Genomic DNA, 23981 nt, shown 5'->3' with positions numbered 1-23981 from the left:
GAAAACAGCCCATGAGGTTGCAGGAGATGGGCTGACCATACATTTTTATGCGTGCGATTCGGGATTGGAAGCTCCAACAGTGGATATTTGATCTGGGCCCGAACGGGACTTTTTCCCGTAACTGACAGTCAGTAGACTTGTAAATGTTTTAAGACACTAATCGATGCTCCGCTAAGCATCGATCTGTTGCACAATACGCCCCGGACTGTTTCCCTCAGGATGTTCAATGTTTAAATCAATTCCCATGCGTGTTGCCGGGCTGGCGCTGTTGCTGGCCGCCGTTGCCGGCTGCTCGTCGAAGAAAGCCCCCATCTACGAGCATGAGAACTTCGATGACTCCGGGACGTTTTCGCGCAATTACCCGGTGACGGATGCGCAGACCTGCGAAGCCGCCCGTCGGGCGTTGCTGAGCCAGGGCTATATCATCACCAGCGCCGACCCGAAACTGGTCAGCGGACACAAAAGCTTCCAGCAGACCGGCGAGACCCACATGGAGATCAGCTTCAGTGTGGTCTGTGCCGATGATGGCAGTGAGGGCCATCATGCGACCATGTTCGCCAACGCCCTGCAGGACCGTTATGCGCTGAAGAAAACCAACAACTCTGCCAGTGTGGGCGTGGGTGTGCTGGGTTCGGTGTCGATGCCGATCGGTTCCTCCGACGATTCGATGGTCAAGGTTGCCAGTGAAACCGTCTCGTCGGCCAAGTTCTACGAGCGTTTCTTTGCGCTGGTGGAGTTGTTCCTGCCGCCGGAAGCGAAAAAAGCTGCACACATCCCCGAGAAACCCAAGACCGACCTGGGCATGCCTGAAGCCAAGGCTGCTCCGGCGCCTTTGGCCCCAACGCCGGCACCTGCTGCGGAACCCGCGCCAGCGCCTGCGGCTGAACCTGCTCCAGCCCCCGCTGCCTCGGAGCCAGTCGCACCGCCGCCTGAAACAGCGCCGATCACCCCGGCTGAAAACCCGGAACCGGCTCCGTCTCCGGAAACCGTTACGCCACCGCCGCAATCCAGCCTGCCGCCACCGAGCGAGCCTATTTCGGCCATGCCTGCTGCCAGCCAGTAATCGGTATGCATTTCGGGACCGTGTCAGATGACACCGTTCCCGAAGTGGCTTTTAGATTGATCCGCGTCAACCCGAGCTTTAGTCCTGCAGCCTCTATCGAAAAAATCCTGTGATAAATTCCTGACCGCCTGCTACGTTTTATAAGTAGCCGCTGAGCGGTACGCCCGCGTCATTTTTCTTTCACACGGGCACTTTATGCTCGGGGCGTTGGTCATTCATTCAGGCATTTTTTAAACGAGCGGTAGGGGGAATTCACGATGGACGATTATCAAGAAGAGCTGCTCGAGTATCAGGCGTTTGAACTGGACCCCTTGGAGCCAGCGGAAGACGCTACTGAGCTTTGAGCATCACGCGGATTGGCGATGGCTGCGGCGAAACTCGCCGGGTGTCTGGCCGTTCCAGCGTTTGAAGGCGCGTTGGAAAGCTTCGGCTGAGGCAAAACCCAGCAGGTAGGCAATTTCACCGAACGCCAGTTCCGTGTCGCGAATGTAGGTCATGGCCAGATCGCGGCGCGTGTCATTGAGAATGGCGCGAAATTGCGTACCTTCTTCGGCGAGTTTACGACGCAAGGTCCAGGTTGGCAGCTTCAGGCGTGCCGCCACTTCTTCGAGGTCGGGTTCCCGGCCACCATTGAGTAACGGCCCCAGCAACTGAGTGATGCGTTCACGCAGACTGCGGGTGCGTGTCAGCTGCTCCAGTTCCCGTTCACAGAGTTGCAGCAAGTGTCGCCAGGTACTCGGGCAGTGTTCCGGGTTGCGCTGGGCGAGGCTGGCCAGACTCAGGCGCAGTTGATTCTGTTCGGCGCTGAACTGAATCGGACAGTCACCCAGCGCGGCATACGCGTCACGATAATCCGGTTCGGCAAACTCAATCTCGATCCGTTCGGCGCGAAGCGGGGCAGGGCTCACGCTGGACAATTGTTGCAGCCACCCGGCGATGATCGAATCCACCACGAAGCGGTTGTAGGCGTTGTAAGGGCTGATGGAATAGAACCGCAGCCACGCGCCTTGAGCGTCTTCATGAAAGCTCGATTGACCACGGTAGTTGGAGCCATATAAGGCTTCAAAACGAATCAGGCAGCGCGCCGCTTCTCGAACCGTCGGCGCCTGGGCAGCGGTGACTCCGGCCAGACCGGCCTGACTCAGTCGACTGAGCTGGCCCATGCGCAAACCCAGCGCCGGGTCGTCGGTCAGTTGAATGGCTCCGTGGCCCAGGCGCATGTAGCGCGGGATCGACAGCCGGGCTCCCGCTTCGGCCAGTCGCGCGGCATCGAGGCCGTATTGCTCAAGCAGCGGTTGCGGGTCCACACCGTGGCTGCGCACGGCGTCGGCCAGGCTGTGAACAAAGCCCACCGACAGATCCCCAAGGCGCATCGGCAGCGGTTTCATAGGTTACAACCAGAGGTTCAGTAAACGCGCGCCACGGGCGTTGCCGTCGGCGAACTGCTGCCCGTTGTTGCTGAGAAAACTCTGACCCGCGCTGCCCTTGTCCCAGAACTGACCGCGCAGGAACACGCTCATGCCGGCCATGGCCTGGCTGCTGGGCGGCTGGCCGGTCAGTGTCAGACGATGCCAGGCCTGGCCTTCACTGAGTTCACCGGCCTTGAGGCTGACCGAGCTGGGCGTCGACAGCCCCTTGTAACCCCGCCACGGTTTGTCCCAGGTGTCGCGGCCGACGACATACGCGGGAACAGCCACCAAATGGGCGCCCTGAGCGTCGAGTTTGCGGTAGTTGTCCGGGTACCAGCTGTCGCTTCCGATCAGTATGCCCAAGCGTCCGGCCGGTGTGTCGACCACGTTGAGCGTATGCGCGCCATTGGCCTTGATGACGTCAAGGTCAGCAAAGACCGGATGCATCTGGCGTTGCGGCTGGCCGATCGGCAAACCGTCGCGACCGAACACCACGCTGCTGTTGTACAACGCGCCGCGGCCGACTTTCAGCGTGCCGTCGACGATGCTCGGCTCGGGCAACACAATCGTGCCGGCCACCAGGGTCACATTGAACGCCTTCGCCAGCCCCCCGAACAATGCCTGATAATCCTTGGCCATGCCTTTGGCCTTCATCCGCAAGTGAGCGTCGTCGAGACGACTGTCGCCCTTGGCGCTGATCAACGCACGGACGAACTGCACAGGATTGCTCACCGCCAGCCAGTTCATGGCTTCTTCGAGAGTGGTCGCCTGGTACAGCTCATCTTTCTCGCCGCTGACCATCAGCCAGGTGCCGATATGTTCGGGCAGCACGACGATGGTTTTTTCATTCAGCAAGCCCTGGTCCTGGGCCTGCTGCAAATAGGCGGCGAGCTTGCGGTGCAGCCGTTCGGGGCTTTGATAGTCGGTGGGAAACAGCTCGGGCTGGATGCCCAGCAGATTGCCACGATCGGCGGGCGTGCCTTGATCGACCGCGAGATGAATGCGCAGGTCCGACAGATAATGACCCACCGGACGGTCCGCGGCCCACATGGCGTAGGTCGTGAGGGCGGCAATCAATGCCATGGAGAAAGTCAGGTACAGAAGTTTGCGCATGGAAAACAGTCGACAGCCGTGTGCAGGGTTCGCGACTAGGGTAGGGCCCATGCCGACGCTTGCCAAGGGGCGCTGCACATTTGGATCAATAAGTTGTCAGTTTCGGTCATTGAGTGACAGGGGCGCGACTCTTAGTCTGTCCAACATGACTGACGGGGGCCGAAGAGCTCCTGCATATTTTCCGTGATCGCTCGATGTGGAGTTACAAATGGCCGCCGCACATTACCCGCACCTGTTGGCCCCGCTGGACCTGGGTTTCACCACGCTGCGCAACCGTACCCTGATGGGTTCGATGCACACCGGTCTTGAGGAAAAGCCCGGCGGTTTCGAACGCATGGCGGCCTACTTCGCCGAGCGTGCTCGCGGTGGTGTTGGCCTGATGGTCACCGGTGGCATTGGTCCGAACGATGAGGGTGGGGTGTATTCCGGCGCGGCCAAACTGACCACCGAGGAAGAAGCGCTCAAGCACCAGATCGTGACCCGCGCGGTGCACGAGGCGGGCGGCAAGATCTGCATGCAGATCCTCCACGCCGGGCGTTATGCCTACAGCCCGAAACAGGTCGCGCCGAGTGCCATTCAGGCGCCGATCAACCCGTTCAAGCCTAAAGAGCTGGACGAGGAAGGCATCGAGAAGCAGATCAGCGATTTCGTCACCTGCTCGACCCTGGCGCAAAAAGCCGAGTACGACGGCGTCGAAATCATGGGCTCGGAAGGTTATTTCATTAACCAGTTCCTCGCCGCCCACACCAACCACCGCACCGACCGTTGGGGTGGCAGCTACGAAAACCGTATGCGCCTCCCGGTGGAAATCGTCCGCCGTGTCCGTGAAGCGGTCGGTCCGAACTTCATCATTATCTTCCGCCTGTCGATGCTCGACCTGGTGGAAGGTGGCAGCAGCTGGGAAGAAATCGTGACCCTGGCCAAGGCCATCGAACAGGCCGGCGCGACCATCATCAACACCGGCATCGGCTGGCACGAAGCGCGGATTCCGACCATCGCCACCAAGGTGCCGCGTGCGGCGTTCAGCAAGGTCACGGCCAAGCTGCGTGGTTCGGTGAGCATTCCGTTGATCACCACCAACCGCATCAACACCCCGGAAGTGGCCGAGCAGATTCTGGCCGAAGGCGACGCCGACATGGTGTCCATGGCACGGCCGTTCCTCGCCGACCCGGACTTCGTCAACAAGGCGGCCGCCGGTCGTGGCGACGAAATCAATACCTGCATCGGTTGCAATCAGGCGTGCCTGGACCACACCTTCGGCGGCAAGTTGACCAGCTGCCTGGTGAACCCGCGTGCTTGCCATGAAACCGAGCTCAACTACCTGCCGGTGCAGCAGATCAAGAAAATCGCGGTGGTCGGTGCCGGTCCTGCGGGCCTGTCCGCAGCCACTGTGGCGGCCGAGCGCGGTCACTCGGTGACGCTGTTTGATTCGGCCAGCGAGATTGGCGGCCAGTTCAACATTGCCAAGCGTGTACCGGGCAAGGAAGAGTTCTTCGAAACCCTGCGCTATTTCAACCGCAAACTGCAAACCACCAACGTCGAGGTGTGCCTGAACACCCGTGTCGATGTGGCGAAACTGGTTGAGGGCGGTTACGACGAAATCATCCTGGCCACCGGCATCGCCCCGAGAACCCCGGCGATTCCCGGCGTTGAAAACGCCAAGGTGCTGAGCTATCTGGACGTGATTCTCGAGCGTAAACCGGTGGGCAAGCGTGTCGCGGTGATTGGCGCGGGCGGGATCGGTTTTGACGTATCGGAATTCCTGGTTCACCAAGGCGTGGCCACCAGTCTGGACCGTGAAGCGTTCTGGAAAGAGTGGGGCATCGATACACATCTGGAAGCGCGCGGCGGTGTCGCCGGCATCAAGGCTGAACCCCATGCCCCGGCGCGTGAGGTGTTTCTGCTGCAACGCAAGAAATCCAAGGTCGGCGACGGCCTGGGCAAAACCACGGGCTGGATTCATCGCACCGGTCTGAAAAACAAGCAGGTGCAGATGCTCAACAGCGTCGAATACTTGAAGATTGATGATGAAGGCCTGCACATCCGCATCGGCGAAACCGGTGAGCCGCAGGTGCTGCCGGTGGACAATATCGTGATCTGCGCCGGGCAGGATCCGCTGCGTGAATTGCAGGAGGGTCTGGTGGCAGCGGGGCAGAACGTGCATTTGATTGGTGGCGCGGACGTGGCGGCGGAGCTGGATGCCAAGCGGGCGATCAACCAAGGATCGCGGTTGGCTGCTGAGTTGTAAGCAACTCAATGCCTGTGGCGAGGGAGCTTGCTCCCGCTGGGCTGCGTAGCAGCCCCTCCCAAACGCCGCAGTTTTCCAGGATCACTGCGTTGAATGGGTTTACGACGGCTGCGCCGCCGAACGGGAGCAAGCCCCCTCGCCACAACGGCTGCTAAGATGCCAGCTCTTCACCCAGAGCTGGCATCGATGCTTCTCCCTCCCAACGACTGGCTACTCCAGGCCCCGCTTCAACACCTTCACCTCGACGGGCTCACCTCCGCCGGCATTGAAGTCGCCATCCTGCGTCTCGACCTGATCGACCCGCTGATCAGCGGCAACAAGTGGTTCAAACTCATCGAACACCTCAACGCCGCTGACCGGATCGGCGCCCAAGGCATCATCAGCCTCGGCGGCGCCCACTCCAATCATCTGCATGCACTGGCCGCCGCCGGCAAACGTTTCGATTTCAAAACGGTCGGCCTGCTGCGCGGTCATCCGCAGGAAACGCCGACGGTGAGGGACTTGCTAGCGTTCGGCATGCAGGTGCACTGGTTGGGTTATGGCGGTTATCGAGCGCGGCACGAAGCAGATTTCTGGCTGCCCTGGCAGGCGCAATATCCCGACCTGTATCCGGTGCCTGAAGGGGGCGGCGGTCTGCAGGGGGCGCGGGGTTGCAGGCAGTTGAAGGCGATGGTCCTCGATCAACTGAGCGACTTGGGCTGGAGTGATTACGACGGTTGGTGGCTGGCCTGCGGAACCGGCACAACCCTGGCCGGCCTGGTGCTGGCGGAGGCGGGCGAACACCCATTGTATGGCGCGCTCGCAGTGCCCGACGATCATGGTGTGGCGCAGCAGGTTGAATCGATTGTCCGAGAGGCAGGTGTGGAGGAAGCGGCTTACGAACTGTTCGACGCCAGTCGAGGCGGCTTTGCCAAGGTCGATCCGCTGCTGCTCAGTTTCATCGACCAGGTCGAACAGGCTTCGGATATTCCCCTCGAACCGTTGTACACCGGCAAGGCGCTGCTGATGCTCAAGCAGCAAGTCGAGGCTGGAACATTTGAAAAGGGCACACGCCTGATCTTCATCCACACTGGTGGATTGCAGGGCCGTCGGGGGTTCAACTCACAAACCTGAAGCCCCCTCGCCACAGGGATCAGTGTTTTTTCACCCACGCTTGGGCATCATCCGCAGCAGCGTGTTATCGCGCACCACATAGTGGTGATAAATCCCTGCCACCGCATGCAGGCCGATCAGCCAGTAACCGATGGTGCCACCGAGCTCATGCCAGCCTTCGATTTGCTTGGCCAGCGTCTTGTCCTCCGGGATCAGCAACGGCAGGTCAAAGCCATAAAACATCACCTGATGCCCTTTGGCGCTGGTCACCAGCCAGCCGAGCATCGGCATCGCGATCATGAAAATGTACAGCGCCCAGTGCATCAGTCTGGCCAGCACGGTCTGCCAGCGGGGTGAGGCCGGGAAGATCTGTGGAGCCGGGCCCAGGCTGCGAGCGAACAGCCGCAGCCAAACCAATACAAACACCGTCAAGCCGAGCATGAAGTGCGATTCGGTGATCAGCGTCCGGCCACCGCTGCCTTTGGGGAAGATCCCACGAAATTCGATACAGGCGTAAACCAGCGCCAGCAAAACCAGCATCAACCAATGCAGCGTAATCGATACAGTGCTATAGCGTGATTCGGAGTTCTTCCAGGGCATACGGTGTTCCTCACAGGTCTGGTCTAAAGCCCACCTTTCTTGTTCGACGGTGTTCTTTAACTGTAATCCGCTTTGGTGGATTTGCCTGTGGCTATTTGGGCGTTCAATGCTCTGGCTCAAGTGATCGCTCAAAAAAAAGCGCCAGTTCCGAAACGGAGCTGGCGCTTTTTATGGAACAAGAAACGTTATCAACTGCTTTGCGGCATCTCACCCTTGGCCAGACGCTTGTTGATGTCGGCGATCACTTGCGGCAAGTCAGTGATGGTGTCGATCATGTAGTGCGGCCGCGAACCTTCGAACATCGCGTGGATGCGTTTGCGTTCACTGTCGAGTTGCTCGCTGCCCAGGGCACGGAAACCTTCGTAGTCCAGCCCCAACGCGTTGCCGGAGCAGATCAGCGCCACGGTCCACATGCCGGCACGACGCCCTTCGAGAATGCCCGGTACGGTGTCATCGATCTTCACGCAGGCCCCGACGTCGTCGATGCCCAACGCAATAACGTTGGCCAAGGCTTGGGCCGGCCATGGGCGGCCGTTAGGCACTTCGTCGGTGGCGACCACGTGATCGGCGACGTAGCCGTTGGTGGCGGCCAGTTCGACCACCTTGTCCATGACCTGTTTCGGGTAGCCGGAGCAGGAACCGATCTTGATCCCTTGCTGACGCAGGTTGGCAATGGTGTCCAGTGCGCCCGGAATCAGCGCCGAGTGCTCGGCGATTTTCTCGATCTGCAGCGGCATGAAACGCTTGTAGATGGCGGTGACGTCATCGTCAGTCGGCGTGCGGCCGAACACGGCACGATAACGCTCGGCGACTTCCGGCTGATCGCACAGGGTGCGAATGTGGTCCCACTTGCCCATGCCCATCGGCCCGCGGGCCTCTTCGATGGAGACCTGGACGTCGAACTCGGCGAAGGCCTCGACAAAAATCTGCGTCGGCGCGAAAGAGCCGAAGTCGACCACGGTGCCGGCCCAGTCGAGGATGGCGGCTTGCAGCTTGGTTGGGTTGCTGTAGTTCATGGTGATCAGAATCCTGTGATAGCTGGCAATTTAGGAAATCGGCTCTTTGTGGGAGTGAGCCTGCTCGCGATAGCGGACTCTCATTCAATATCGATGTCGACTGGTCGGGCCTCATCGCGAGCAGGCTCGCTCCCACAGGGGAATGCGGTGTGGGTCAGATCTCTAACACTTCCATCTCGCGCAGTACTTCGGCGACTGCGGCTACCGCTGCGTGCATCTCGGCCTGGTTGACGTGCCCGATGCAGCCGACGCGGAAGGTTTCGACCTGGGTCAATTTGCCGGGGTAGAGGATGAAACCCTTGGCCTTGACGCGTTCGTAGAACTCCTTGAACTGGTAGCGCGGATCTTTCGGCGCGTGGAACGTCACGATGATCGGCGCCTGAATCGCAGCGGGCAGGAAGCTGCGCAAGCCAAGTTTGGCCATGTCATCGAGCAGCACCTGGCAGTTGTTGGCATAGCGCTGATGCCGCGCCGGCAAACCACCTTCTTCGTTGTATTGCAGCAGGGCTTCGTGCAGCGCGGCGACCACATGGGTCGGCGGCGTGAAGCGCCATTGGCCGGTCTTGGCCATGTAGGTGTGCTGGTCGAAAAGGTCCATCGCCAGCGAGTGCGAGTTGCCGGCAGCATTCGCCAGCGCTTCTTTGCGGGCAAAGACAAAACCCATGCCCGGCACGCCTTCCAGGCATTTACCCGAGGCGGCGATCAATGCGTCGAACGGCACCTGTTGTGCGTCGATCGGCAGTGCGCCGAAGGAACTCATGGCGTCGATGATCAGGCGTTTGCCGTGTTGCGCAATCACATGGGCGATTTCCGGCAGCGGGTTGAGGATGCCGGTGCTGGTTTCGCAGTGAATCAGCGCAACGTGGGTGATGCCGGCATCGGCGTGCAGCAGACGGTCGACGTCGGCGGCGGTGGTCGGTTCGTCTTCAGCGGTTTCGAAGGTGCTGAAAGAGCGGCCGAGCACTTCGCAGATTTTCGCCAGACGTTTGCCGTAGGCGCCGTTGATCAGCACCAGCACTTTGCCGTCGCGGGGCACCAGCGTGCCGATGGCCGCTTCGACCGCGAACGTGCCGCTGCCTTGCAAGGGCACGCAGTGGTGGCTGTCGCCGCCGTTGATGATGGACAGCAATTGCTCGCACAGGCTGGCGGTCAATTGATTGAAGCGGTCATCCCATGAACCCCAGTCGACCATCATCGCCTGACGGGTGCGGGCCGATGTGGTTAGTGGGCCGGGGGTGAGCAGGATTGGCTCGGCAGTGCTCATTCTTGTGTCCTCGCAAAAGCTCTCTGTGGGATGAAGCTACGGGACATAAATTGCAATTTCGGGTGCTATCAATCAAATTGTTTGTTGTTATGCCAGCCATCAGTGAGAGTTATTCATGAACCTGTTTCAGCTTCGAGCCTTCGACGCCGTGGCCCGCGAAGGCAGTTTCACCCGCGCGGCCGAGCGGTTGTTCATCAGCCAGCCGGCGGTCACCGGGCACATCAAGTCTTTGGAGGAGCACTACCAAATCACCTTGCTGCGCCGCACCGCGCGACGAGTGGAGCTGACAGAGGAGGGCATCAAGCTGGCGGCGATCACGCGGGCGATGTTCGGTTTGGCCGAAGAAGCGCAAGTGCTGCTGGAAGCGAATCGTCAATTGCTGACCGGGCGCCTGGAAGTGGCGGCGGACGGCCCGCACATGGTCATGCCGATGCTGGCCAGCCTGCGGGCGCGGTATCCGGGGATCACGGTGAACTTGCGCTTGGGCAATGCTCAGGAAACGCTCGCGGCGTTGTTGTCCGAGCATGCCGACGTAGCAGTGTTGACCGAGGTAGAGCCGCGCAAAGGCCTGCATCTGCAAGCGTTGAGTGAATCACGGATTTGCGCGCTGGTGCCGCAAAGCCATCCCTGGGCCAAGGCCTCCAAGGGCGTGAAGCTCAAGGAGCTGGACCAAGTGATCATGGTGTTGCGTGAACCGAGTTCGATTACCCGACGAACGTTCGATGAGGCGTGCGCAACGGCCTCGGTCAATCCCAGGGTGTTGCTGGAGCTGGACAGTCGCGAGGCGGTGACCGAGGCCGTGGCGGCCGAGTTGGGGGTTGGCGTGGTGTCGTCGGTGGAGGTCAGTCATGACCCGCGGGTGGCGGCAGTGCCGATTCTGGGTGAAGGGTTGGTTAACCGGCACATGATCGGGTGCATGGAACGGCGGCGGGATTTGCGTTTGATTCGGGCGTTTTTTGAGTTGGCGCCCTCCAGATAAACCGAGGTGTCTGCATCGCGAGCAAGCTCGCTCCCACAGGATTTATGTTGGCTGCAGATCTTGGGTACGACGCAAAACCTGTGGGAGCGAGCTTGCTCGCGAAGGGGCCAGACCAGCCTGCATCAGGCTCTCGCGAACTCTCCCACAGTGATTTAACTTGGCTGCAGATCTTGGGTACGACGCAAAACCTGTGGGAGCGAGCTTGCTCGCGATGAGGCCGGCCCTGTCTACACAAGACTCTCGCGAACCATCTCCAGAAACGTCGCCACCACCCGCCGCGAACTCTGCTCGCGCAGGCACACCAGTGTCTCGGTCAATCGCCGTGTGCAATCGGTAATCGGCAACGCACACACCCGCGAATCCGCGCCAAACTCGGCGGCGGACACCACACCAACGCCGATCCCCACGACCACCGCCTCACGCGCCGCTTCCCGACCTTCAACCTGAATCGCCGGGCGAATGGAAAACCCGGCCTGGGCCATTTCCTCTTCCAGTGTCTGACGTGTCACCGAACCGATTTCCCGCAGCACCAGGGGCGTGTCGTGCAAATCCGCCAGGCAAATCGATTCACGATCCGCCCACGGATGATTGCGTGAAACGAAGGCCACCATCGGGTCATTGCGCAGCGGCAGCGAGATCAGCCGCTCGTCACTCACATCCCGGCCCAGTAACGCCAGGTCGGCCTGATAGTTGAACAGGCGAAACAGCGATTCGTCGGTGTTGCCGGTTTCGATTTTTACGCTGATGCCGGGGTAGCGCTCACAGAAACGCGCAATCTGCGGCAGCACATGCACCGGTGCATCCACCGCGAGAATCAGGCTGCCGGTTTGCAAGGCCCGGGAGTCATGCAAGAGCTCCTGTGCCTCGTCCTCGATGACGAACAGCCGCTGGGTAATGCTCAACAGTCGCTCGCCCAGATCCGTCAGGCGCACCGAGCGTTTGTTGCGGTGAAACAGCAACACCCCGAAGCGCTCTTCGAGCTTGCGCACTTGGTCGGAAATCGCCGGTTGCGTGAGAAAAAGCCGCTCGGCGGCTTTGGTAAAGCTTCCGTGAACGGCCACGGCGTGGAAGGCTTTGAGCTGGGCGTGGGAAACCGACATCGAAACCTCCGGTAACAATCAGAGCTTATATTGGAAATACGATAAATCGATTTCACTTATTAATCAGTAATTGTTTTTATCGACCTCAGCCCCGGTGACTGCTCAGTCGAACAGCGTCGGTGGCCGTGAGCCTGCGCGTGCAGTTGCAGGGCTCATCTGACCGGTATCGCCTCAGGGAAGCAGCGGTATCGAAGTGCTCAACAATAAAAAAACAGGCGTTATTGCTCAATTTCTGCCGGCACACTCACACCCTGAGGTCAGAACCACAATGAACAACTCCATCGGCACCATCAAACGGTGGCGCGTGCAGATCTTCGCGATCACCTGGCTCGCCTACGCCGCTTTCTACTTCACCCGCAAAGCCTTTTCCGTGGCCAAACTGGGGATCGCCGAAGACCCCACCTTCATGCTCGACAAAATGGCCATGGCCAACCTCGACGCCATCTATCTGACGGCCTACGCCTTCGGCCAATTTACCTGGGGCATCCTCGCCGACCGCTTCGGTCCACGGGTCGTGGTGCTTGGCGGGTTGCTGATTTCCGCAGCGGCCGCCCTGGTGATGGGCAGTTTCGCGACGTTACCGATTTTTGCCACCTGCATGCTGATTCAAGGCCTGGCGCAGTCCACCGGCTGGTCGGGGCTGTGCAAGAACATCGGCAGTTTTTTCCCTGCCCAGCAGCGCGGAAGGGTGCTGGGGCTGTGGAGTTCCTGCTACGCCTTTGGCGGTTTGGTGGCCTCGCCGTTTGCCGGCTGGTGGGCGTATACGCTCATCGGCAGCTGGCACGCGGCGTTCATTTCCAGTGCGGCGGTGGTTGGGCTGGTCGCCGTGCTGTTTTTTATTTTCCAACGCAACAGACCGGAAGACGTTGGCTTGCCCGCAGTGGAGCCGGAGCCGGAGCCGGAACGGACAACGGAAGAGACCTGCGCGCAAAGCAAGATCAGCGTGCTCGAACCGTTGAAGGAAATCCTGCGCAACCGCACGGTGCTGGTATTGGGCCTGGCGTACTTTCTGTTGAAACCGGCGCGCTACGCGATTTTGCTCTGGGGGCCGGTGATCGTCTTCGAGCAGATGCCCTCTGTGGGCAAGGTGGGCGCGGCGATCATTCCTACCGCGTTCGAACTGGCCGGGCTGCTGGGGCCGATACTCCTCGGGCTGGCTTCGGACAAACTGTTCGGCGCCCGGCGCATGCCGGCCTGCGTGATCAGTCTGTTGGCGTTGACCGTTTCCCTGGCGCTGTTCATGGGCGCTCTGCACACCGGCAGCGTGTTGTTGGTGGTGGTGCTGCTGTTTGTCATGGGCCTGACCTTGTACGGACCGGATTCGATGATCAGCGGCGCGGCAGCGATTGATTTCGGCACCGCCAAGGCGGGCGCCACGGCCGCCGGATTCGTCAATGGTTGTGGCTCGGTCGGGGCGATTCTCGGCGGATTGCTGCCGGGTTACTTCGACTCGGTCACCGTGTTTATCGTCTTCGCCGGCTGCGCGTTGTTCTCCGCCCTGGTGCTGATCCCCCACTGGAACAGCCGTCCGGCTGGCCTGCGCGTCGAAAGCCCTTTCGTGCCTGACCAGGCAATGACGGTAAAACCCCTGCGCTCCTGAGAAGTAAACGATGAGACCTTTCTGGCTGGAACAGGCGCTGGAGGCCGAGCCCTGCGTGCCGTGCGAACCTTTGGCTCGCAACACCCGCGCTGACGTGTGCATCGTCGGCGGTGGCTATACCGGGCGTGGACCGCGATCATGCTCAAGGAGCAGAACCCCGACCTGGATGTGCTGCTGATCGAAGCGGACATCTGTGGGGCCGGCGCCAGTGGGCGAAATCGCTCAGTGACCGGTTTGCCGTCTGGCATCTGGATGTGTGCCTGGCCAGGTTCGCGGCGGCGGCTGGCAAGGCTGACAAGGGCTGATCAGTCCGGACGATTGACCAGCCAGTCCAGCAACAGACGGCCATCGCTACGTGGCTGTCGAGCGAGTCGAGGCGCTGGCGGGTTGCTCGCCGTCGCACACAACACCGGGCGATCAGGGTTGCTGTCGAGAAAACTGATGAGCACGTCGGTGCCCGCGAGCGGCAGCCTGGACGGATCGATCCGACCGTCCGGCGCGGCGAGGGCCACGGGTAGCCAGAGCCCGGTGGACTCCTCGTCGTCGGCTTGCTCCGTGGGCCACAATCGGACCTCAATCCGCCCTTGAGTATCCAGCACCGCCGGTTGCCCGACAGGGCCCAGCACTCGCGCCTTCTGATAACCCGCAATGCTCGGCCTGGCCTGTGTGAGCGCTGGCCGGAACACCGTGGACCACGGGATGGCGCTGAATTGATTGCTGTAACGGCGGACCTTGTCGGTGGAGTCCTCGGCGAGAATCGACGGCTGTCGGCCCTGATGCCGGATCTCGGTCAGCAGCCACTGATCGTTGAAGTTCGCGATGGGGTGTTCCGAGACTTGCACGATGCATCCACTGCGCAAATCACTGTGATTGCTTTGCCCCTGAATCTGCCGATGCCGGCAGCGCAGCCGTTCCAGTGATCGACGACTCGATTGCTCACGCTGGAGCTGTTGCGGCGCAGGCGAGGCGTGGCGCTGGAACAACTCAGTGATCACCGGCACGTTGGCGGGATCGGCCGTCTCGCCGTGAAAGGGCATCAGCAGCGGTTCCTGGGGAAAGCTCAGGCTGTCATCCGCCAGCACCAGCACATGGCCGTCGCGCTGATGTTCGAAGTGATAGTGGATGCCTTCTTCTTCGCAGAGCCGGTGCAGGAACGCCAGGTCGCTCTCATCAAACTGAATGCAGAACGGTCGCACCGGATAGCGTCCGCTGGGCAGTTCAAAACGGAAGCTGTCATCGGGGATTGCGTTTTCGGTGAGCAACTGGCGCAGGAGGGCAGGCACGCCGAGTTGATGAAAGACCCGACGGCAAGGGTGCCGGTCCAGTTGTTGCAGCCAAGGCACCAGCACCAGGTGGTAGTCGATTCGGTGCGGGCCACGATACTCGCGACAGGCGCTGTGCAAGATGCCGTGAATGCCGGTGTCATCCATCAGGCTCAGGAACGCCGGTTGATGCAGCAACCGCTCGAGGTTCATGGCGGGTGCCAGGCCGATTACTTCGATCTCGAAACGATAGGGCTGGTTGAGACTTTCTCGGCCACTGAACTGCAACACCTGCAGAGTCAATCCACTGTCCAGGAGGGTCAGGGTGTAGGGACTTTCCTTGTCGTTGTGCATCGAACGCGCTTCTGCCATGGAATATGGGCGCAGAGGGTACGAAACCACGGCCCTTTATAGTCACCGCAAATCGACTTTTCAGAATCGCCCTACAACTGCTAGTGAATATGTCGATTGGTCATGCCGGTGAGCCGGGGTGGAATTTTTGGTCGATTGCCAACTTTAGGCCGTATAAACTTGCGCAAAGCGTCGGCCAATAGATGTCTCGGCGCCACAGATAAGAGAGTGAGTAATGGGCGCACAGTGGAAGGTTAAACACAAAGAAGCGGCATCTAACGCCAAGGGCAAGATCTTCGGCAAACTGGTGAAAGAAATCACCATTGCTGCGCGTAACGGTGCCGATACCGCCACCAACGCACACCTTCGCCTGGTGGTCGAACAGGCGAAAAAAGCCTCGATGCCCAAGGAAACCCTGGATCGCGCGATCAAGAAAGGCGCGGGTCTGTTGGGCGAAACCGTGCAGTACCATCGCGTGACCTACGAAGGCTTCGCGCCGCATCAGGTGCCGCTGATCGTTGAATGCGTGACCGACAACATCAACCGCACCGTCGCTGAAATCCGCGTGGCCTTCCGCAAGGGCCAATTGGGTGCGTCCGGTTCGGTGGCGTGGGACTTCAACCATGTGGGCATGATCGAAGCCTCCCCGGACAGCCCTGACGCCGATCCGGAAATGGCCGCGATTGAAGCCGGAGCCCAGGATTTTGAGCCCGGTGAAGAAGAGGGCACCACCCTGTTCCTGACCGAACCAGGGGACCTGGACGCCGTTCAGAAGGCGCTGCCTGAACAAGGTTTTACCGTGTTGTCGGCCAAGTTGGGTTACCAGCCGAAAAACCCGGTGAGCGGTTTGAGCGACGAGCAGATGGCTGAAGTCGAGGCGTTCCTGGAAGGCCTCGATAACCATGATGATGTGCAGGATATGTTTGTTGGTTTGGCGGGTTAAGCCGAACCGGTTGTGATTTTCTGTGTGGCGAGGGAGCTTGCTCCCGTTCGGGTGCGCAGCAGCCGTCGATTTTGGGACGGCTGCGCCGTCCAGCGGGAGCAAGCTCCCTCGCCACAGGTTTTGTACTTGCCTTTAGCTCAGTTGAACGCGGCTAACGCCTGTCCTATCTCACTGAACCCCGGCCGCGCCAGCACATCCGGCTGACAGCAGCGTTGCTGCAATTCCTCCAGCCGCATACCCCTTTCATCACTCAACCCTGAGTCGATCCGCTCCAGCAACTCCCCCAGCAAAACCCCGAACGCCCGTACTTCGATCCGTTGCAGCGCACGGCTTTCAAGGCTGTCGCACGTCGCATGGAAAGACGCCGCGCCAAAGTCCCCCAGCAGGCAATTACCGTGCTCGTTGCACAAAATATTGTGGCCATAGAGATCGCCATGGGTGATGCCCTGGTGATGCAGATGCTCGGCCACCGAGGCGATTCCACGGGCCAAGCGCAGTGCTACGTGCGCACTGAAACGGGTGTCATCGGCATAGACGTCACGGGTACAGGACGCCAGGCTCGGCAACCCGGCCAGGTTGCGATAACTCGGATCAATCAGTTGCATCACCAACCCGACCTGCTGTTCGGGATGCCCGACGATTCGGCCTTCGACCCGGATCAGATTGGGGTGAAGACCGGCGGTGATGCAGGCGTTCATTTCGTGCAGCGGTGAACCGTCGCTGGTCATTTCGCCTTTGTAGAGTTTGACCGCAACTTGGGTGGCCGGTTGGCCCGGTCGCTCCCACGCCGCCCGATGAATCACCCCCGAAGCACCTTCGCCCAGTTGTTGCTCCAGGCGCAGCCCTGACCACGCAATACTCGCCGTGGCGTCCATGGCTGCGGCATCGGCCTCAGTTTCCAGCGGGTTACCGGCATACGCTAGCCAGGTCAGGCTTGGCAGGGTCAGCAACCACTCGGGCAGTTCGGTCAGTTGATTGGCGGCGATGCGGATCAGTTCGAGTCGATGGCATTGGCTCAGGCTTTCGGGCAGGCGCTGCAAGCGATTGCCGGCGAGCATGAGTTTTTGCAGGTGTGGGCGTTGACCCAACTCGGCGGGCAGTTCACGCAGGCGGTTATCGGTCAGGATCAGCCAACGCAGTAACGGCGGCAGCGCAGCGGCGGGTACCGTCTCGATGGCATTGGCCTTGAAACCGATCATCGTCAGCGCGGTGCATCGGCCGAGGCACGCGGGCAGTTCGGTGAACCGGTTGTCCGAGCAAAACAGCACGCGCAGACGGGTCAGGCGATGCAGGTCATCGGGCAGGCGGCTCAAGGCGTTGCCGCTGAGGTTGAGCACTTCCAGCGAGTCCGCCAGGTCGAAGATTTCTCGCGGAAATTCAGTCAGGCCGCAGGCCAGATCCAGACGGGTGATGCCTGTCAGTTGGCCGGCGCGCAGTTGGGCGAGGGTATCCATGGGCGGGTTCGCTATTGATCGAGGGGAGGGCGCGAGGCCCTGGAAATGGGCGACATGATAGCGGGAAAGTTCTGCCGCCTGTGAGGTCGCCTTCGCGAGCAGGCTCGCACACATTAGTGCGCGTCCGCCCAGACAACTCGGTCAACTGTGGGAGCGAGCCTGCTCGCGAGAGGGCGGTGCGGCAACATAAAAACCACGGCTCCCTGACGGCCAAATCTCGACATGAATCTGCGGCTTGTAGAGCTTTTTAAGCCGGTTAAATCGGTGACTTTCTTACACATCTCTGTAAAAAGCGCACATCGCGGGTGTTCATTGGCGATGAGCGGCTGGCGAAATTCCGTTGCATTGCTACCCTGATGTCTAGTAGCCACCCCACACAAGGAATGGGGCCGTGAAAGGAATTCTGGTGTTGGCAGTTACGGGTGTGGCGCTCAGTGCGCAAGTGTTCGCTGCAGACTTTCAGGTCGACGTGCGCATCGATGTGCAGCGTGGTTGCCGAGTGGTCGGGCAGCAACACCGCGCCGGGATCGAGCAACTGGGCGTGCTCGACTTCGGCAGCACGGCGCGGCTGGATGATCCCGCCGGACCACTGGGCGCGGCGCTGATGAATGAGCGACTGCCAAGGCTCGAATGCAACCCCGACACCCCTTATCAATTACGCGTCGACGGCGGCCTGCACGGTGGCGTCGGTGACGTGCGTTACATGGCGGGTTCCGCCGGCAGCAAACCCATCCCTTATCGGCTTTACCAGGACCCCGCGCGGCGGATCCCGCTGGCGGTGAATGTCCCGGTGAGTGGCCGTGTACCGGATTCCGGTTCCGTGGATTTGCCCTTGTTTGCCCGTATCGAACCGCTGGCGGAGATTCCCCGTGTCAGCCGCTATTCAGACGTGGTGAAAGTGACGGTGATTTGGTAGCGAGGAGTGGGTTGGCGCCATGACAAACAGGCACTGGAGGGCGATCGCCGCGAGCTTGTTGGTTCTGCTGGCCGAAGACGCGCAAGCGGCGGTCAGCGGGCAGATTCATGCGCGCCTGACCATTACCTCCGGTTGTGAAGTCACCCATGGTGCCGGCCCGGGCAGTGCGGCCGACGATTTCGGCACGCTTGATTTCGGCCAGCAAGGTCCGACCTGGAATCGCCCGATCAACGCCAGCCTGGGCAACGACGGCACCGGCAGACTGAACGTCGTCTGCAATCCTTCGGTGACCGGGTTCACCGTCACCATCGATGGCGGCGCCCATGGCGATGGTACGACCCGACGCCTGAGCAACGGCAGCCAGACCATCCCTTATCAGTTGTTCATCGATGCTTCCGGAAACCAGCGCTACAGCATCGGCCAGCAACACAATTTCGCTGTCACCAGCGGGGCCCGGATACCGATCCCGGTATTTGGCTCGGTGGTGGCGAATACCCGTGCGCTACCGACCGGCGTCTATACCGACACCCTGACGGTGACGCTCGATTGGTAACCCCGTAGAGGACGGACACCATGCACATGTTTGTATCAAGGATAGGTTTGTCGCTGCTCGGCCTGACACTGGCGTCCAGTGCCCATGCCGCCACCACGGTCACTGGCCAGATCACGTCCAGCCTGATCCTGACCAACAGCTGTCAGGTCAACGGTGCCGGCGGTACCAGCGGCCTGAACTTCGGAGCACTGAATTTCGGCACTGACAACAGTCTGTTCACTAGCGCCAATGCGCAAGTGCTGGGCGGCGGTGGCGGGGCGTTGTCGATTCTGTGTTCCAGCGGCACCACGCCGGCGGTGAAGGTCCGGGCGGGCGCCCATGACGGTCTGTCTGCCGGCGGTACCCGGGCCTTGGCGGACGGCAGTGGCAACTTCGTGCCGTATGACCTGTACACCGACTCAGGGCATTCGCAGATTCTGGCCATCGACGGGGTGATCAACCTCGCGACCAGCACCGGGGTGGCGCAGACCGTGAACCTCTACGGTAAAGCCGTCGGCAAGGCCGGGCTGCCGGCCGGGACGTACACCGACACCGTTGCCGTCGAACTGACGTTCTAGAGCGATGACCCAAAAACACGGCTATGTAGCGCTGATCCTGCTGTGTGCGGGAAGCGTGCCGTTGCCGCTGGCGGCGGTGACCAGCCAGAGCTTTCAGGTCAGCGCCACGGTCACGGCCGGTTGCCTGGTGGTGGGTGGCGTATCGAATTACGGCAGCCTGAACTTCGGCAGCCAGTCGGCCCTGGCCACCGACACGGTGCAGGTGGCCTTGAGCGCTGGTGTGCAGTTGCAATGCACACCGGGGGTGACGATGAACATGAGTGTCGATGGCGGCCAGTACAACAGCAGCGGGCGGCATATGCAGCTCACGACCGGCAGTAACCGCGTGGCGTACCAGCTGTTTCGCGATGCGGCATTCAGCCAGAGTCTGGGGATCGGCCAGAGTGTCGCCGTGGCTTACACCGATGCCAACAACATCAGCCTGCCGATTTATGGACGGTTGCAATTACCGGGCAATCAGCCTGGTGGGACGTACAGCGATGTGCTGCAAGTGCAGCTGTCGTGGTAACGCGTCTTTATGAATAAGGAGCAGGTCTATGAGTTCACCTTCGCAGCGGCATTCGGTCATGCGTTGTGCGGTGTTGGCGATAATGTTGCTGGGGGTGGTCAAGGTGCAGGCCGCCAGTTCGGTGCTGATCTGGCCGATCGACCCGGTGCTGGAAGCCGATCAACAGGCCAGTGCCTTGTGGCTGGAAAATCGGGGCAATGAGACGGCCAACCTGCAAATCCGGGTGTTCGCCTGGAGCCAGAGCGGCTTCAACGATCAGTATCAGAATCAGCGCGATGTGATCGGCAGTCCGCCCGTGGCGAAGATTGAACCCGGTCAGAAACAACTCGTGCGCCTGACCCGTACCCGGGAGATTCCACCGGGACAGGAACTGGCTTACCGCATCATCATCGATGAAATTCCCTCGGCTAAAACCCCCGCTTCCGAAGACGGCAAGACCGCTGCGGCGATTCGTTTTCAGATGCGGTATTCGGTGCCGTTGTTCGCCTATGGCGCCGGGCTGTGGAGCAAGGAAGACACCAGTCGCCAACGTGATCCCAAAGGCATCGGCTTGCCCGATCTGAGCTGGCGCACGGTGGCGGTGGACGGTCGGCCCTATGTCGAAGTGCGCAATCAGGGTGCGGTGCATGCGCGGTTGACCGACGTGGCGCTCAAGCAAGGCAGCCAGACCCAACCGCTGGTGGACGGCCTGCTGGGTTACGTGCTGCCCGGCGCAATCATGCGCTGGCCGGCACCGGGACCGATGGCCGCCAATCCGGCGTTGCAGGTGCGGATCAATGGCGCACCGCAGGTTCAGAGCATCACCCCGGCACGTTGACCACAATCCCTGTAGCAGCCTTCGCCAGCTGCTACAGGGATTGTGTGTGCTGTGACAAGGAGGGATGTGTCCATAGACGGACCTAAAGCGCGAATGAGCCAAAGCCTGGCTCGCAGTTTCCAGCGGCCGTTGTGGGCAGTGAGCTGCGCGTACTGGCTGGTGCTCGCCCCGCAAGCCGGGGCTGGTGATCTACCGCCCCCACCCAGCGGCATGGAGGCTGTGGCCGATGCACAGTTGTTTCTGGAATTGGTGGTCAATCTGATGAATACCGGACGAGTCGTGGCGGTGGAACAGCGGGGCGGACGGTTGTTTCTATCGGCCAGCGCATTGCGCGACAGCGGCATCAGGTTGCCTGAAAACACCGGCACCGAAGTCGACCTCGACAGCCTGAAGGGCTTGCACAGCGAGTACGACAGCGGGGCTCAACGGCTGCTGCTGGAGGTGCCGCCGGACTGGCTGCCGGAGCAGTTCGTCGGCAGCCGCCAGGCCTATCCGCGAACTCCGGCCCTGAGCAGTTTCGGTGCCTTGCTCAATTATGACCTGTACCTCAACGACACCGATGACGCCGCCACCTACCTCGCGGCGTGGAACGAAGTGCGGTTGTTCGACAGCTGGGGCACGCTGTCCAACTCCGGGCAATACCGCCGCACATTGTCGGGGACGGCGGTGAGTACGCTGAACAATGGTTACCTGCGCTACGACACCACCTGGCGTTACTCCGATGACGAGCGATTGCTGACCTATGAGGCCGGCGACCTGGTCAGCGGTGCCTTGCCCTGGAGCAATTCGGTGCGCCTGGGCGGCGTGCAGGTGTCCCGCGACTTCGGCGTGCGCCCGGATCTGGTGACCTATCCGTTGCCGCAATTTGCCGGGGAAGCGGCGGTGCCGTCCTCGGTGGACCTGTTCATCAACGGCTACAAATCCAGCAGCGCCGAACTGCAACCCGGGCCCTACACATTGACCAATATCCCGTTCATCAACGGCGCCGGTGAAGCGGTCGTGGTGACGACAGATGCACTGGGTCGACAGGTCTCGACCACGGTACCGTTCTACGTCACCAGCAGCTTGCTGCAAAAAGGCTTGAGTGATTATTCCGTGGCGGCGGGCACTTTGCGTCGGGGCTACGGGATACGGGATTTCAGCTACGGTCCCGGTGTCACGTCCGGCAGCCTGCGTTATGGCTTGAGCGATAACCTCACCCTGGAAAGCCACGCCGAAGCTTCGGATTCCCTGAGCCTTGGTGGCGTGGGCGGCAACCTGCGACTGGGCAATTTCGGGGTGCTCAATACGGCGCTCAGCCAAAGCCGTTTCGAAGGTGAAAGCGGTCAGCAATTGAGCCTCGGCTATCAGTACAGCAGCCAGCGCTACAGCTTCTCCTGGCAACGTCTGCAACGTCGCGACCACTACGCCGACCTGACCGTGGTCGACAGCCCTTACACCACCCTGAGCACACGCAGCGAGCAAGCGACCCTGAGCCTTAACCTCGACACCTGGGGCAGCCTCGGTGTCGGTTATTTCGACGTGCGTGCGGCGGATGATTCGCGCACCCGGCTGCTTAATCTGACCTGGAGCAAACCCTTGTGGCGCAACAGCAGTTTCTACTTGTCGGCCAATCGGGAAATTGGTGACAGCAACTGGGCGGTGCAAGCGCAACTGGTGATCCCGTTCGATCTGCGCGGCAGCCTGGCCATCAGCACCGAACGCAGCAAGACCGGGCAACACCAGCAGCGGGTCAACTACAGTCGCGCGGTTCCCACCGAAGGCGGGGTGGGCTTCAACCTCGGTTACGCCCAGGGTGACGGCCCGGATTATCGTCAAGCCGACCTGACCTGGCGCCTGCAATCGGTGCAGTTGCAGGCGGGTGTCTACGGCAACAGCGACGCCGAAACCCGTTGGGCCGATGCCAGTGGTTCGCTGGTCTGGATGGACCGTCAGGTATTCGCAGCCAACCGTATCGACGACGCGTTTGTGGTGGTCAGCACCGAGGGTTACGCGGACATTCCCGTGCGCTACGAAAACCAGCAGGTGGGCCAGACGGATCGCAACGGCCACTTGCTGGTGCCGTGGAGCAGCGCCTATTACCGTGGCAAATACGAAATCGATCCGCTGAATTTGCCGGCCAACGTGCGCAGTCCCAATGTCGAGCAGCGGATCGCGGTGCGCCGGGGCAGCGGTTATCTGCTGGAGTTTCCACTCACCAAGGTGATCGCTGCGAGCCTCGTACTGGTGGATGCGCAGCAACAGGAATTGCCCTTGGGCAGCAACGTTGTGCACGAGCAGAGCGGCGCACAAACCGTGGTCGGCTGGGACGGCCTGGTGTACCTGGAAAACCTTCAGAAGCAAAACAGCTTGCAGGTGACCCTGGCGGATGGAAAGACCTGCCAGGTGCAGTTCGCCGTGGACTTGAATCAGGACCAGATCCCATTGATCGGTCCACTGGTGTGCCAATGAAATGGCTGATGTTGCTGGCGCTCTGGCTGCCGGGTTGCGCGTGGGCGCTGTGCTCCGTGGTCAGCACCACAGCGGCGGGGTTCGGCTCTCAGAGTTCGATTGCGGTGCGCACAACCGCTCAATCCAGCTCCACCACCAATGCGGGGTTGAGTTGCTCCGGCTCACTGCTTTCGTTGTTGACCAATAATGACCATTTCTACGCGACCGTCACGTCGACGCAATCCGGCTTGCTGGGGCCGACCGGGGACGTTATTGGCTACACGTTGTACGCCGATAACAGCACCAGCTATCCGATCACCCGGGCCGTGGCGTTCGATTTTGCCCGCAATGGCATCATCGATGCGCTCGGTCTGCTGGGCAGTGTGGTGCCGAAAACCGCGCCTGTTTATTTACGAACAACCCTCGGCAGCAACGTGGCGGCGGGCGTCTACAGCGAGACCCTGAGTATTTTCTGGAACTGGAATTATTGCGCGGGCATCGGTGCTGGCAGCATCTGTCTGGGGCGCGACATCGGCAGTGGCACCGCGACGTTAACCGTCAACATGACCGTGGCCAACGACTGCACCATCACCGCACCGAACATCAGTTTCGGCAGTGCGCCGGTGGTCAGCGCCTTCACCGCCGTCACCGGCCAGACCATCAACCTGGCTTGCACCAAGGGCAGCGCCTACACCGTGGGGCTGGA

At 60.9% G+C, this 23981-nt stretch carries 21 protein-coding genes and 1 pseudogene; 14 read left to right on the top strand and 8 right to left on the bottom strand.

Features of this window, described 5'->3' with window-relative positions:
• The first annotated feature begins 226 nt into the window (after positions 1 to 226).
• Entirely contained in the window at positions 227 to 1063 is an 837-nt protein-coding gene (locus K0F88_RS25830) for a DUF2242 domain-containing protein (RefSeq protein ID WP_094468130.1), read from the top strand.
• 347 nt (positions 1064 to 1410) lie between these two features.
• Here the strand turns inward: K0F88_RS25830 and K0F88_RS25825 are convergent, their stop codons facing one another.
• Together K0F88_RS25825 and K0F88_RS25820 are read right to left on the bottom strand one after the other, a co-directional pair.
• Positions 1411 to 2451, bottom strand: a complete 1041-nt coding sequence (locus K0F88_RS25825) for an AraC family transcriptional regulator (RefSeq protein ID WP_219097114.1) — start codon at positions 2449 to 2451, stop codon at positions 1411 to 1413.
• 3 nt (positions 2452 to 2454) lie between these two features.
• Positions 2455 to 3585 (bottom strand): nitrilase-related carbon-nitrogen hydrolase, encoded by a 1131-nt coding sequence (locus K0F88_RS25820; protein ID WP_219097113.1) that lies wholly within the window; start codon positions 3583 to 3585, stop codon positions 2455 to 2457.
• A 208-nt stretch (positions 3586 to 3793) separates the two neighbouring features.
• On the opposite strand from K0F88_RS25820, the gene K0F88_RS25815 reads away from it, so the two are divergent.
• Together K0F88_RS25815 and K0F88_RS25810 are read left to right on the top strand one after the other, a co-directional pair.
• Positions 3794 to 5833, top strand: a complete 2040-nt coding sequence (locus tag K0F88_RS25815; RefSeq protein WP_219097111.1) for an FAD-dependent oxidoreductase — start codon at positions 3794 to 3796, stop codon at positions 5831 to 5833.
• Positions 5834 to 6019: 186 nt separating this feature from the next.
• Positions 6020 to 6946 (top strand): 1-aminocyclopropane-1-carboxylate deaminase/D-cysteine desulfhydrase, encoded by a 927-nt coding sequence (locus K0F88_RS25810; protein WP_219097109.1) that lies wholly within the window; start codon positions 6020 to 6022, stop codon positions 6944 to 6946.
• Positions 6947 to 6976: 30 nt separating this feature from the next.
• On the opposite strand, the gene K0F88_RS25805 is transcribed toward K0F88_RS25810, so the two are convergent.
• The 3 genes from K0F88_RS25805 to K0F88_RS25795 all read right to left on the bottom strand — a co-directional run bounded on the left by K0F88_RS25805 (position 6977) and on the right by K0F88_RS25795 (position 9805).
• Positions 6977 to 7525: a cytochrome b gene (locus K0F88_RS25805; RefSeq protein ID WP_219097108.1), complete on the bottom strand. Its 549-nt coding sequence runs from the start codon at positions 7523 to 7525 to the stop codon at positions 6977 to 6979.
• Between the two features lie 188 nt (positions 7526 to 7713).
• Positions 7714 to 8541 carry a phosphonoacetaldehyde hydrolase gene (phnX, locus tag K0F88_RS25800; RefSeq protein WP_219097107.1) on the bottom strand — a complete coding sequence of 276 codons (828 nt, stop codon included), beginning with the start codon at positions 8539 to 8541 and terminating at the stop codon, positions 7714 to 7716.
• Between the two features lie 154 nt (positions 8542 to 8695).
• Entirely contained in the window at positions 8696 to 9805 is a 1110-nt protein-coding gene (locus K0F88_RS25795; protein WP_219097105.1) for a 2-aminoethylphosphonate--pyruvate transaminase, read from the bottom strand.
• A gap of 115 nt (positions 9806 to 9920) precedes the next feature.
• On the opposite strand from K0F88_RS25795, the gene K0F88_RS25790 reads away from it, so the two are divergent.
• Positions 9921 to 10784: a LysR substrate-binding domain-containing protein gene (locus K0F88_RS25790; RefSeq protein ID WP_219097104.1), complete on the top strand. Its 864-nt coding sequence runs from the start codon at positions 9921 to 9923 to the stop codon at positions 10782 to 10784.
• 227 nt (positions 10785 to 11011) lie between these two features.
• On the opposite strand, the gene K0F88_RS25785 is transcribed toward K0F88_RS25790, so the two are convergent.
• Complete coding sequence (locus K0F88_RS25785) at positions 11012 to 11884, bottom strand: LysR family transcriptional regulator (protein ID WP_094468121.1); 873 nt, start codon at positions 11882 to 11884, stop codon at positions 11012 to 11014.
• Positions 11885 to 12152: 268 nt separating this feature from the next.
• On the opposite strand from K0F88_RS25785, the gene K0F88_RS25780 reads away from it, so the two are divergent.
• Both K0F88_RS25780 and K0F88_RS25775 read left to right on the top strand, forming a co-directional pair.
• Positions 12153 to 13484: an MFS transporter gene (locus tag K0F88_RS25780; RefSeq protein WP_094468120.1), complete on the top strand. Its 1332-nt coding sequence runs from the start codon at positions 12153 to 12155 to the stop codon at positions 13482 to 13484.
• A 10-nt stretch (positions 13485 to 13494) separates the two neighbouring features.
• A pseudogene (locus K0F88_RS25775) lies at positions 13495 to 13703 on the top strand (FAD-dependent oxidoreductase); the annotation flags it as partial.
• Positions 13704 to 13789: 86 nt separating this feature from the next.
• On the opposite strand, the gene K0F88_RS25770 reads toward K0F88_RS25775, so the two are convergent.
• Complete coding sequence (locus K0F88_RS25770) at positions 13790 to 15100, bottom strand: type VI secretion system Vgr family protein (RefSeq protein ID WP_094468119.1); 1311 nt, start codon at positions 15098 to 15100, stop codon at positions 13790 to 13792.
• 232 nt (positions 15101 to 15332) lie between these two features.
• Between K0F88_RS25770 and K0F88_RS25765 the strand changes: the two genes are divergently transcribed.
• Complete coding sequence (locus tag K0F88_RS25765) at positions 15333 to 16040, top strand: YebC/PmpR family DNA-binding transcriptional regulator (RefSeq protein ID WP_219097103.1); 708 nt, start codon at positions 15333 to 15335, stop codon at positions 16038 to 16040.
• Positions 16041 to 16177: 137 nt separating this feature from the next.
• Here the strand turns inward: K0F88_RS25765 and K0F88_RS25760 are convergent, their stop codons facing one another.
• Complete coding sequence (locus tag K0F88_RS25760; protein WP_219097101.1) at positions 16178 to 17494, bottom strand: leucine-rich repeat-containing protein kinase family protein; 1317 nt, start codon at positions 17492 to 17494, stop codon at positions 16178 to 16180.
• 391 nt (positions 17495 to 17885) lie between these two features.
• Between K0F88_RS25760 and K0F88_RS25755 the strand changes: the two genes are divergently transcribed.
• The 7 genes from K0F88_RS25755 to K0F88_RS25725 form a co-directional block, all read left to right on the top strand.
• A complete protein-coding gene (locus K0F88_RS25755; protein WP_219097100.1) occupies positions 17886 to 18410 on the top strand; it encodes a spore coat U domain-containing protein in 525 nt (174 codons plus the stop codon).
• Between the two features lie 19 nt (positions 18411 to 18429).
• Positions 18430 to 18963, top strand: a complete 534-nt coding sequence (locus tag K0F88_RS25750; protein WP_219097098.1) for a spore coat U domain-containing protein — start codon at positions 18430 to 18432, stop codon at positions 18961 to 18963.
• A gap of 20 nt (positions 18964 to 18983) precedes the next feature.
• Positions 18984 to 19520, top strand: coding sequence for a spore coat U domain-containing protein (locus K0F88_RS25745; protein ID WP_219097097.1), 537 nt, complete (start codon positions 18984 to 18986; stop codon positions 19518 to 19520).
• Positions 19521 to 19524: 4 nt separating this feature from the next.
• A complete protein-coding gene (locus K0F88_RS25740; RefSeq protein WP_219097096.1) occupies positions 19525 to 20028 on the top strand; it encodes a spore coat U domain-containing protein in 504 nt (167 codons plus the stop codon).
• A 28-nt stretch (positions 20029 to 20056) separates the two neighbouring features.
• A complete protein-coding gene (locus K0F88_RS25735) occupies positions 20057 to 20845 on the top strand; it encodes a molecular chaperone (RefSeq protein WP_219097094.1) in 789 nt (262 codons plus the stop codon).
• Positions 20846 to 20938: 93 nt separating this feature from the next.
• Positions 20939 to 23296: a fimbria/pilus outer membrane usher protein gene (locus K0F88_RS25730; protein ID WP_219097093.1), complete on the top strand. Its 2358-nt coding sequence runs from the start codon at positions 20939 to 20941 to the stop codon at positions 23294 to 23296.
• A partial coding sequence (locus K0F88_RS25725) for a spore coat protein U domain-containing protein (RefSeq protein ID WP_374039748.1) occupies positions 23293 to 23981 on the top strand: 689 nt, incomplete at its 3' end. The genes K0F88_RS25730 and K0F88_RS25725, both read left to right, overlap by 4 nt.

The sequence above is a fragment of the Pseudomonas sp. UMAB-40 genome (genome assembly GCF_900095275.1).
GTDB lineage: Bacteria > Pseudomonadota > Gammaproteobacteria > Pseudomonadales > Pseudomonadaceae > Aquipseudomonas > Aquipseudomonas mandelii_B.
This window is presented reverse-complemented; position numbering and strand designations above follow the sequence as displayed.

Excerpts from the sequence above, each read along its gene's own strand:
- K0F88_RS25830 (WP_094468130.1), top strand. The coding sequence starts at position 227 with ATGTTTAAATCAATTCCCATGCGTGTTGCCGGGCTGGCGCTGTTGCTG.
- K0F88_RS25825 (WP_219097114.1), bottom strand. The coding sequence starts at position 2,451 with ATGAAACCGCTGCCGATGCGCCTTGGGGATCTGTCGGTGGGCTTTGTT.
- K0F88_RS25820 (WP_219097113.1), bottom strand. The coding sequence starts at position 3,585 with ATGCGCAAACTTCTGTACCTGACTTTCTCCATGGCATTGATTGCCGCC.
- K0F88_RS25815 (WP_219097111.1), top strand. The coding sequence starts at position 3,794 with ATGGCCGCCGCACATTACCCGCACCTGTTGGCCCCGCTGGACCTGGGT.
- K0F88_RS25810 (WP_219097109.1), top strand. The coding sequence starts at position 6,020 with ATGCTTCTCCCTCCCAACGACTGGCTACTCCAGGCCCCGCTTCAACAC.
- K0F88_RS25805 (WP_219097108.1), bottom strand. The coding sequence starts at position 7,525 with ATGCCCTGGAAGAACTCCGAATCACGCTATAGCACTGTATCGATTACG.
- phnX (WP_219097107.1), bottom strand. The coding sequence starts at position 8,541 with ATGAACTACAGCAACCCAACCAAGCTGCAAGCCGCCATCCTCGACTGG.
- K0F88_RS25795 (WP_219097105.1), bottom strand. The coding sequence starts at position 9,805 with ATGAGCACTGCCGAGCCAATCCTGCTCACCCCCGGCCCACTAACCACA.
- K0F88_RS25790 (WP_219097104.1), top strand. The coding sequence starts at position 9,921 with ATGAACCTGTTTCAGCTTCGAGCCTTCGACGCCGTGGCCCGCGAAGGC.
- K0F88_RS25785 (WP_094468121.1), bottom strand. The coding sequence starts at position 11,884 with ATGTCGGTTTCCCACGCCCAGCTCAAAGCCTTCCACGCCGTGGCCGTT.
- K0F88_RS25780 (WP_094468120.1), top strand. The coding sequence starts at position 12,153 with ATGAACAACTCCATCGGCACCATCAAACGGTGGCGCGTGCAGATCTTC.
- K0F88_RS25770 (WP_094468119.1), bottom strand. The coding sequence starts at position 15,100 with ATGCACAACGACAAGGAAAGTCCCTACACCCTGACCCTCCTGGACAGT.
- K0F88_RS25765 (WP_219097103.1), top strand. The coding sequence starts at position 15,333 with ATGGGCGCACAGTGGAAGGTTAAACACAAAGAAGCGGCATCTAACGCC.
- K0F88_RS25760 (WP_219097101.1), bottom strand. The coding sequence starts at position 17,494 with ATGGATACCCTCGCCCAACTGCGCGCCGGCCAACTGACAGGCATCACC.
- K0F88_RS25750 (WP_219097098.1), top strand. The coding sequence starts at position 18,430 with ATGACAAACAGGCACTGGAGGGCGATCGCCGCGAGCTTGTTGGTTCTG.
- K0F88_RS25745 (WP_219097097.1), top strand. The coding sequence starts at position 18,984 with ATGCACATGTTTGTATCAAGGATAGGTTTGTCGCTGCTCGGCCTGACA.
- K0F88_RS25740 (WP_219097096.1), top strand. The coding sequence starts at position 19,525 with ATGACCCAAAAACACGGCTATGTAGCGCTGATCCTGCTGTGTGCGGGA.
- K0F88_RS25735 (WP_219097094.1), top strand. The coding sequence starts at position 20,057 with ATGAGTTCACCTTCGCAGCGGCATTCGGTCATGCGTTGTGCGGTGTTG.
- K0F88_RS25730 (WP_219097093.1), top strand. The coding sequence starts at position 20,939 with ATGAGCCAAAGCCTGGCTCGCAGTTTCCAGCGGCCGTTGTGGGCAGTG.